Origin of the sequence: Nocardiopsis sp. MG754419, from assembly GCF_018207095.1 — a bacterium.
In the GTDB taxonomy this organism is placed as follows: Bacteria; Actinomycetota; Actinomycetes; order Streptosporangiales; family Streptosporangiaceae; genus Nocardiopsis.
In genome coordinates this window covers 1-7,416 of sequence record NZ_QOCZ01000211.1, presented here as the reverse complement: position 1 = coordinate 7,416, position 7,416 = coordinate 1, and the positions used below count along the sequence as shown (strand labels likewise).

Sequence of the window (7,416 nt, the reverse complement as noted above, 5' to 3'; positions counted from 1 at the left end):
GCGCCGTCCGGTCCCGCGCGATGAGCGCGTCGACCAGGGCCGCCCTCTCCTCGGCTGTGCGCGGCACGGTCCCCTCGCCGGCGAGCAGGCCCACGAGTTCCTCCGCGGTGGGCCGCGCGGCGGGGTCCTCGGCCAGGGCCCGGGCGACGACGCCCCGCAGACTCTCCGGGACGTCGCGCAGGTCGGGTCCGTCCTGGGGCGGTCCGGCCGCGGGTTCCCCCGCCGGGCCCGTGCCGAACGGCGGCCGACCCGTCACCGCGTGGACCACCAGGACGCCCCACGCGAACACGTCGGCCTCGGGGCCGTTCCGGTCCCGAGGATGCTCCGGGCCCCTCTCTCCGGGTGATCCCGGCATGCCCCCGGTTCCGGACGCCCCGGCACCGTCCGGGGCGCGCGTGATCCCGGCGTCGAGCACCTTGGGGCCGTCGGGGGTCAGGATGACGTCGGTGGGTGTGAGGTTCCGCAGGGCCGCTCCGGTGGCGTGGACGGCGGCGATCGCCTCCGCGGTTCCCGCCGCCAGCAGGCGAGCCCCGGCCTCGGGCAGAGGACCCTGCGTGCGCAGTCGCGCGTCCAGGGTGGGTCCGGGCAGGAAGGCGGTGGCGAACCAGGGTCGCTCGCCGGAGGTGTCGTAGGCGAGCACCGGCGCGACGCAGCGTGCCCGGATCCGGCTCATCGCCCTGACCTCACGGGTGAAACGCTCCCGGAACCCCTGGTCGCGGCCGAGCTCGGCGTGGGCCAGCGTGACGGCGATCCACTTCTGATCGGGAGCCAGCGCCGCGTACACCACGCCCAGGACGCCGACCCCCAACCGACCACGGAGGTCGAAAGTGGCGATACGGCGTGGGTCGGAGGGCTCCAGGGGTGTCATCGGGGGAGTGGCGGGGTGTGGGCGCACGGCCGTCCTTCTGAACCAGGGGAAAGGGATGTCCGGGAAGATGCACCGGCGGGGCGACCGGTTGCGAGCACTCACCGTACGGCACGATCACGAGCGGACTCCGCCCACCCGATGACAGAGTGGGGCGGGGCCCTCACGGCCCCGCCCCACACCCCGGTGGTCGGGAGAGACGGCTCCGGGCCCTGCCTGACCCGGTGCCGTCACCCTTGACCCGGTTCCCCCGACCAGGGTCTGTTCCCTTCAGCCGCCCTGGGGCGCCTCCAGGTCGTACAGGTCGGCCAGCGCCTCGTACGAGTACATGCGGGCCTTCTTGTCGTAGATCATCGACGAGACCATGAGCTCGTCCACACCGGTGTCGGCGACGAACCCGTCGATCTTCGCCTTGACGGTCTCGGGCGATCCCACGAACGAGTAGCGCAGCATCGAGTCGAGCTGCTGCTTCTCCCCGGGCCGCCACATGGTGTCCAGCGCCTTGGGTTCGATCGGCGGCTGGAGCAGCCCGCGCGCGTTGCGCAACGTGCCCAGGAACGCCTGCTGCATGGAGGTGAACAGGTGGTGCGCCTCGTCGTCGGTGGGCGCGATGAACACGTTGACGCCCGCCATGGCGTAGGGCCGTGTGGACTGTTCGGAGGGGGTGAAGGTCTCTCGGTAGGAGGCCAGGGCCTCGTACAGCGCCTGCGGCGCGAAGTGCGAGGCGAACGCGTAGGGCAGTCCCAGGTGGGCGGCCAACTGGGCGCCGAACAGGCTCGATCCGAGGACCCACAGCGGTACCCGCAGTCCTTCCCCGGGCACGGCGCGCACCGGCTGACCCGGGACGGCCGGCTCGAAGAAGGCCTGGAGTTCCTGGACGTCCTGCGGGAACGTCGAGGAGGAGGCGTGGTCGCGGCGCAGCGCCCGCATCGTGCGCGGGTCGGTGCCGGGTGCGCGTCCCAGTCCCAGGTCGACGCGGCCCGGGTACAGGGACGCCAGCGTGCCGAACTGTTCGGCGATCACCAGGGGGGAGTGGTTGGGGAGCATGACACCGCCCGAACCCACGCGGATGGTGGAGGTGCCCTCGGCGATGAAACCGAGTGCCACCGAGGTGGCGGCGCTGGCGATGGCGCGCATGTTGTGGTGTTCGGACAGCCAGAACCGGGTGTAGCCCCAGCGCTCCAGGTTCTGTGCGAGTTCCCGGGCGTCACGGAGGGCCTGGCCGGGTTCGGAGCCTTCGACGATGCTCGCGTGGTCCAGGACGGACAGGGCGAGTCGGCCCCCCGGTACGGGTGAACCGGGGCGGTCTCCGGTGGTGCTCTCGGCTGCGGTCATCTCACTTACCCCCACGGACCTCGAATGTTCGATGATCGACGATCATCGAACATTGACGGTACACTCGCGACTGAACGCATACCAAATCCGACCGGATCGGTCGGAGGGGGTGATCGGGGCCGTGCGCGCGCACGCGACCGTGCGTTCGGATCGGCGACGTGCGAGTGGACGTGGAGGTGGGGACGTGGCGGCACGGGGTGGGTCCAAGGGGCCGGATCATCCGGCCCTGGGCGACGTGGAACTGGTCACGGTCCTGTCCGCGTTGGCCGAGCCCACACGCCTGCGGATCGTGTGCATGCTCGCCGCGTTCGAGGGGGAGCGGGCGTGGAAGGACATCGATCTGCCCATCGCCCAGTCCACGCTCAGCCACCATCTGAAGATCCTGCGCAACGCCGGTCTGGTGCAGAACCGGACCGAGGGCACGCGCTGCTTCGTGTCGTTGCGCGACCAGGAGTTGGAGGGGCGCTTCCCGGGGCTCCTGGAGACGGTGCTGAGCTGCCGGGACCGGTAGTGTCCCGGGCGCGCTTCGGCGCCCGGGGCGGAGCACGGGTGTGCGAGAGGGGGCGGGGACACGGGGGCCGTGCGTGGCCGGTGTCGCCGCGATCGGGGTCGCCCTGCGCTCGCTCACGATGGGGCCAACGAAGTCGGTCACTGCCGAGTTCCCGAACCGCGGCCCGTTCCCGTGGCGGGGTTCTGTGGCCTTCGGTGCGTACGCCGTCCGTGGCGGTCGGCCGAGAGACGGCGGGGGTGAGAGCACCGTGGGGTTCTCGTGCCGAGAAGGGGAGTCGGGAGAATGTGGAAGACCCGACAACCTCTTCCCCCCTAAATGAGAGGTTGCCGGGCCTCCACCCCCTGTGAGATGGGCCCCTGAACCCGCTGGTCCCCTTCCCCTCGGAGCGCCAGGTGGCCGGAGGGCAGGTGATCCAGAGGCCCCGTGGCGTGGTGAGGCATCCACGTGCGTGAAGAACGTGGATTCCCCCGATAAACCCCACCGTCGTGCCACGGAAATAGGACTATCGAAAGGTTCTTCCCGGGAATGGCGAACCCTCGATATTCCTCTCCCTGTTCGACCCGCCTGACCTCGTGTGACTAACGCGGAAAAGCGGGTCCGCGATGTACTCTAGCGCCTCGCCGGACCATTCCAGACCTTCTTCGAGGGTTCGGGTCGTGGCCGACACGACCTCTCCGAAGGAGGCGATGACGTGGTGCGTCGAGCACATCCTGTGGACACCGCGACGGCTAGGGTCCTCGCGTGCGAAGCCCGGCGCCGTCGGCTGTCCGACGTCATCGAGTATGCCTGAGAACACCGCCCGCCCGCAGGGATTCGTGGTTAATCATCGAAGTTGATCTTCGGCATTGACCGCACTCGGCCACCATGCCCGGGGCAAGGGCTTCCGGAATGTTTGGGATGGGAGACCTTGGCCATCTTTTGTTGGTTCGTATGTCCGCGAAGGAACCACTTGATGGTGGTGCGACGGTCTCGTCAGGAAGCAACTGGATTCGGGACGAAGGGCCTGATGGGCGGCGTTCGAAGGCATTGTGACCGTCGGGTGCCCGAACGTTGCAGGGGGTTGCCGGGCTTGTGTCGACGGTCACGGATGTCGCGCGGGGGTGGCCTGTTTCCTCGTGACACCCGAGCGCGCACGCGCGGCGACGGCCGGAAGTTCGGTGGGCGCCCGGAGTCCGATGCAAGGTCGTGACCCGAATGCACAATGGCCGCTTCCGGGCGGGGGAGACAGGTGAGAAAGGCATCCGAGCGGGCATTGCGTAGCACCATGAGGTGAAGTACGGCATCGCTCTTTCCCGTCGTGTGCCGCACGCCCCCCAGCCTGCAGAAGGGTCACTCGTGAACATCGGTGATGAAGATCCCGAAGCCGACCGTCCCGGAGAACCGACCGGCCGTCTCGAGGCGGGCGGACACGGTTTCGCCGGCCGTGTCGACCGACCCGGCGACGACGCCGGGGACCGGATCGGTGAGACCGTCGCGGGGTACCGCCTCACCGAGATGCTGGGGATGGGCGGTTTCGGCACCGTCTATCTGGGGCGACGTCTCGACGGGCATCTGGCCGCGGTCAAGGTCCTGCACGACCCGCAGGCCGCCTCCTCGACCGAGCGAGAGCGCAACCGCGAGCGCTTCCGCAAGGAGGTCGAACACAACAAGCGGGTCAAGAGGTACTTCATCGCGGAGGTCTTCGACTCCGGTACCGAGGACGACCCGCCCTGGGTGGTGACCGAGTACGTGAAGGGACGCACCCTCCGTGAACTCGTCGAGGAGGACGGGCCCCTCGACGGCGATCCCCTCTTCCGGCTGGCGCTGGCCACCGCCACCGCGCTGGGGGCCGTGCACAGCGCCAACATCGTCCACCGCGACTTCACGCCCACCAACATCATCATCACCAGCGAGGGCGTGCGGGTCATCGACTTCGGGATCGCCCGCACCCTGGACCGCCGTATGGCCCTGGCCAGCGGGCTCATCGGCACCCCGCGGTACATGGCGCCCGAACAGGCCGACGGGTCCGAGGTCACCGCGGCCATCGACGTCCATGCCTGGGGTGCGGTGATGGCCTTCGCGGCGACCGGCCGGCACGTGTTCGACGCGCCCAACGACCATCGGATCCTGGAGCGGATCAAGCACGACGCCCCCGACCTGCGGGGCGTGCCCGAGTACCTCGCCCGTGTCGTGTCCGGATGCCTGCACAAGGAACCGGAGCGGCGCCCCAGCTCCTACCAGCTCCTCGCCATCCTGCTGGGCAGGGACGTGGCGCCCGAACACGAGCGGGTCGACGCCGGGCACGAGAGCGGGACCCTGCTGCTGGAGGAGGGCGTGCGCGCCTACTGGCGCAGTGTCAGCGGCAGCCGGCGCTCCCCCTTCCAGATCGCCGGCGTGTACTACGCCGACCCCGTCGAACTCGCGGCGGGCATGCAGGAACGGTGGCTGGAGGCGCACGAGACCCTGCGCGAGCCGCGCGAACGCCACGCGTTGCTGCGCTGGTTGCCCGAGACCGAGACCGAGGCGCACCGGATCGTGGGGGCGCTGCCGGAGGACCACGGCGGGGCCGACGTGCAGGCCGCCCACCTCGTCGCCGAACTCAACCCCGACCTGGGTGCGCTCTTTCGCGACGTCGACATGTCCTGGGGCGCGCTGTTCAGTACCCGGGACGGGCGGGCCTGGCCCTACCGCGCACGCGAGCACGACCGACTCATGCACCTCATCGAGCGGTACGACCTGCTGGGGGCGTTCGGCAAGCACCACTGTTACCGCAACGAACACGATCCCTGCGTGTGGGGCGCTCCTTGTGTCCTCTACGGCCGGGTCGCCCGTCAGGCCACCGTCCTCTTCGAGCGACTCCGTCGTGGGCGGGAGTGGATGAACGGGATCGCCGAGGCCCTCGACTTCACCCCCCGGGAGATCTCCCCGGTACGTCAGGGCGACCTCGTCCACATGCTCGCCACCCACGACAAGCGCGACGCGGACCGGCCCGCACTGGTGGCCTGGGTGACGTACGGGTTCCAGGAGGGCGCCGAACAACCGGTGTACGAACGGGTGCGCGCGGCCATCGCCGAGGCCGACGATCCGTGGCCCGTGGCCGTGGCCCTGCGTGCGCAGAGGGAGGACCTCCTGACGGTGGCCGAGCGCGGTAAGCGACTGCGCGACCGTGCCGAGGCCAGAAGCGCACACCGCGCGGTCGTGGCCGAGGAGGGCCGGCATCGCCGCCGTTCGGCCGACGAGCGGATCGGCGACGTGGAGCGGCAACGTCTGGAGGAGCGCCTGCGTGGTCTGGAGGGCGGGGCCTTCCGCGTCCTGCCCCGGGTGATGCAGGTGGCGGGCGGGGTCATGGCCGGGGTGGGTCTGCTGGTGGGTGTCGTCTACACGGCCACCCTCGTCGTGCTCGCGGTGGTGATGGCCTCGGCGGGCGTGGCGCTCCTGGCGATCGGTGTGGTCCTGGGTCGGGACCAGCGCGGGGAGGCCGCCGAGCTGCGCCGGCGGCTGGACGAGGCCCCCGGGGTGTCGACCAGGCCCCTGACCCCGGTGGGGGAGAGCGTCGACGCGCCTCCTCCCGAGGAGGACGAGGGTGAGGAGGGCAGCGAGCAACAGCTCAAACTGTTGCGCGGTCACCTGTCCGACTTCCCCGGTTGAGCCCTCCCTGCCGGTCGACCCCTCCCGGGTGGTCTCGCCGGCCGCCCACGCGGCGACGGGTCCGAGGAAGGCGGGTCCGCCGCGACCGGTGGGCCGGCAGGGGATCGACGCCGGGCGTGAGCGGTGTCGTCGTGGTGTGACGTGGACGACCGCTCGGCGCTCGATGTCCCATCGACACCCCAACAACCTGATAACGGCCGGCGACGCGAAATGCGGCATTCGGATGCTATGACGCGTGTCTCATCGCTGGGTCCCCGTAATGGGAGAGGGTGGCGTGATCCGCGATGAGCAGCGGCTTTCGCGGTGCGCGTCGATGTCCGCGCGTGTGTCCGGAGGGCCGTCGAAAGGCCGCGATCGGTCTTCCGGAAGGGACTTTCGGCCTCTCTGCTTCGGCGACGAGCATCCCGCCGATTGGGTAGATTCGCAGAACCACGGGATTGAATGTGCTATCCCGGCACAGGCCACCACAACCGTCCCTGATGTGTGGAAAGCTGCCCCCAATGGATTTCTCCTCTCCCGCTCTGCCGCCGAACGTCACCCCCCTGACCGACGGCGACCCGTTCCAGGTGGGCCCTTACCGGCTGGTCGGGAGGCTCGGAGCCGACGGCCTGGGCACCCTGTACGCCGCCGTCTCCCCGGACCACGAGACGATGGCCCTGAAGGTCGCCGCCGCCGCATGGGCCGTCGACGCCGAGACCGCCGGTGAGGTCGCCCCCGCCCCTCCGCTCGGTGGTGTGTGCGCCGTCGGAGTGCGGGACAGCGGCATCCACGAGGATCGACCCTGGTCGGCGATGGGATACGTCCCCGGCTTCGAACTCCAGCACCACCTGCGGGCTCAGGGCCCCTTCGGTGGGGAACGGCTTCTCGTCCTGGCGGCCGGGCTCGCCGAGGCCCTGGCCACCTTCCATTCCCTGGACATGGTCCACGGCGACATGCGCCCCGACAACGTGACCGTGGCCGGTGACGGGCCCAAGGTCCTCGACTTCGGTATCACCCGCCGCATCGACCCGAGCGCCCCCGCCCAGTGCTCCGAGAGCCTCGGTTGGCTGGCCCCCGAACGCTACGAGCGGGGCTCGGC

General features: G+C 70.2%; 5 protein-coding genes. 3 read left to right on the top strand and 2 right to left on the bottom strand.

Features of this window, described 5'->3' with window-relative positions; all coding sequences use genetic code 11:
* Positions 1-868: serine/threonine-protein kinase (locus DSY14_RS25860; protein WP_211719224.1), on the bottom strand; the 868-nt coding region annotated here is incomplete at its 3' end.
* Between the two features lie 267 nt (positions 869-1,135).
* Positions 1,136-2,200, bottom strand: a complete 1,065-nt coding sequence (locus DSY14_RS25855; protein ID WP_211719223.1) for an LLM class flavin-dependent oxidoreductase — start codon at positions 2,198-2,200, stop codon at positions 1,136-1,138.
* 184 nt (positions 2,201-2,384) lie between these two features.
* Between DSY14_RS25855 and DSY14_RS25850 the strand changes: the two genes are divergently transcribed.
* The 3 genes from DSY14_RS25850 to DSY14_RS25840 all read left to right on the top strand — a co-directional run.
* Positions 2,385-2,711, top strand: coding sequence for a helix-turn-helix transcriptional regulator (locus tag DSY14_RS25850; protein ID WP_211719222.1), 327 nt, complete (start codon positions 2,385-2,387; stop codon positions 2,709-2,711).
* Positions 2,712-4,046: 1,335 nt separating this feature from the next.
* On the top strand, positions 4,047-6,338 hold the full coding sequence (locus DSY14_RS25845) for a serine/threonine-protein kinase (protein ID WP_211719221.1): 2,292 nt from the start codon (positions 4,047-4,049) through the stop codon (positions 6,336-6,338).
* A 500-nt stretch (positions 6,339-6,838) separates the two neighbouring features.
* Positions 6,839-7,416: protein kinase (locus tag DSY14_RS25840; RefSeq protein ID WP_211719220.1), on the top strand; the 578-nt coding region annotated here is incomplete at its 3' end.

What these genes read in the sequence shown, in the direction of transcription:
- DSY14_RS25855 (WP_211719223.1), bottom strand. Translation starts at nt 2,200, where the DNA reads ATGACCGCAGCCGAGAGCACCACCGGAGACCGCCCCGGTTCACCCGTA.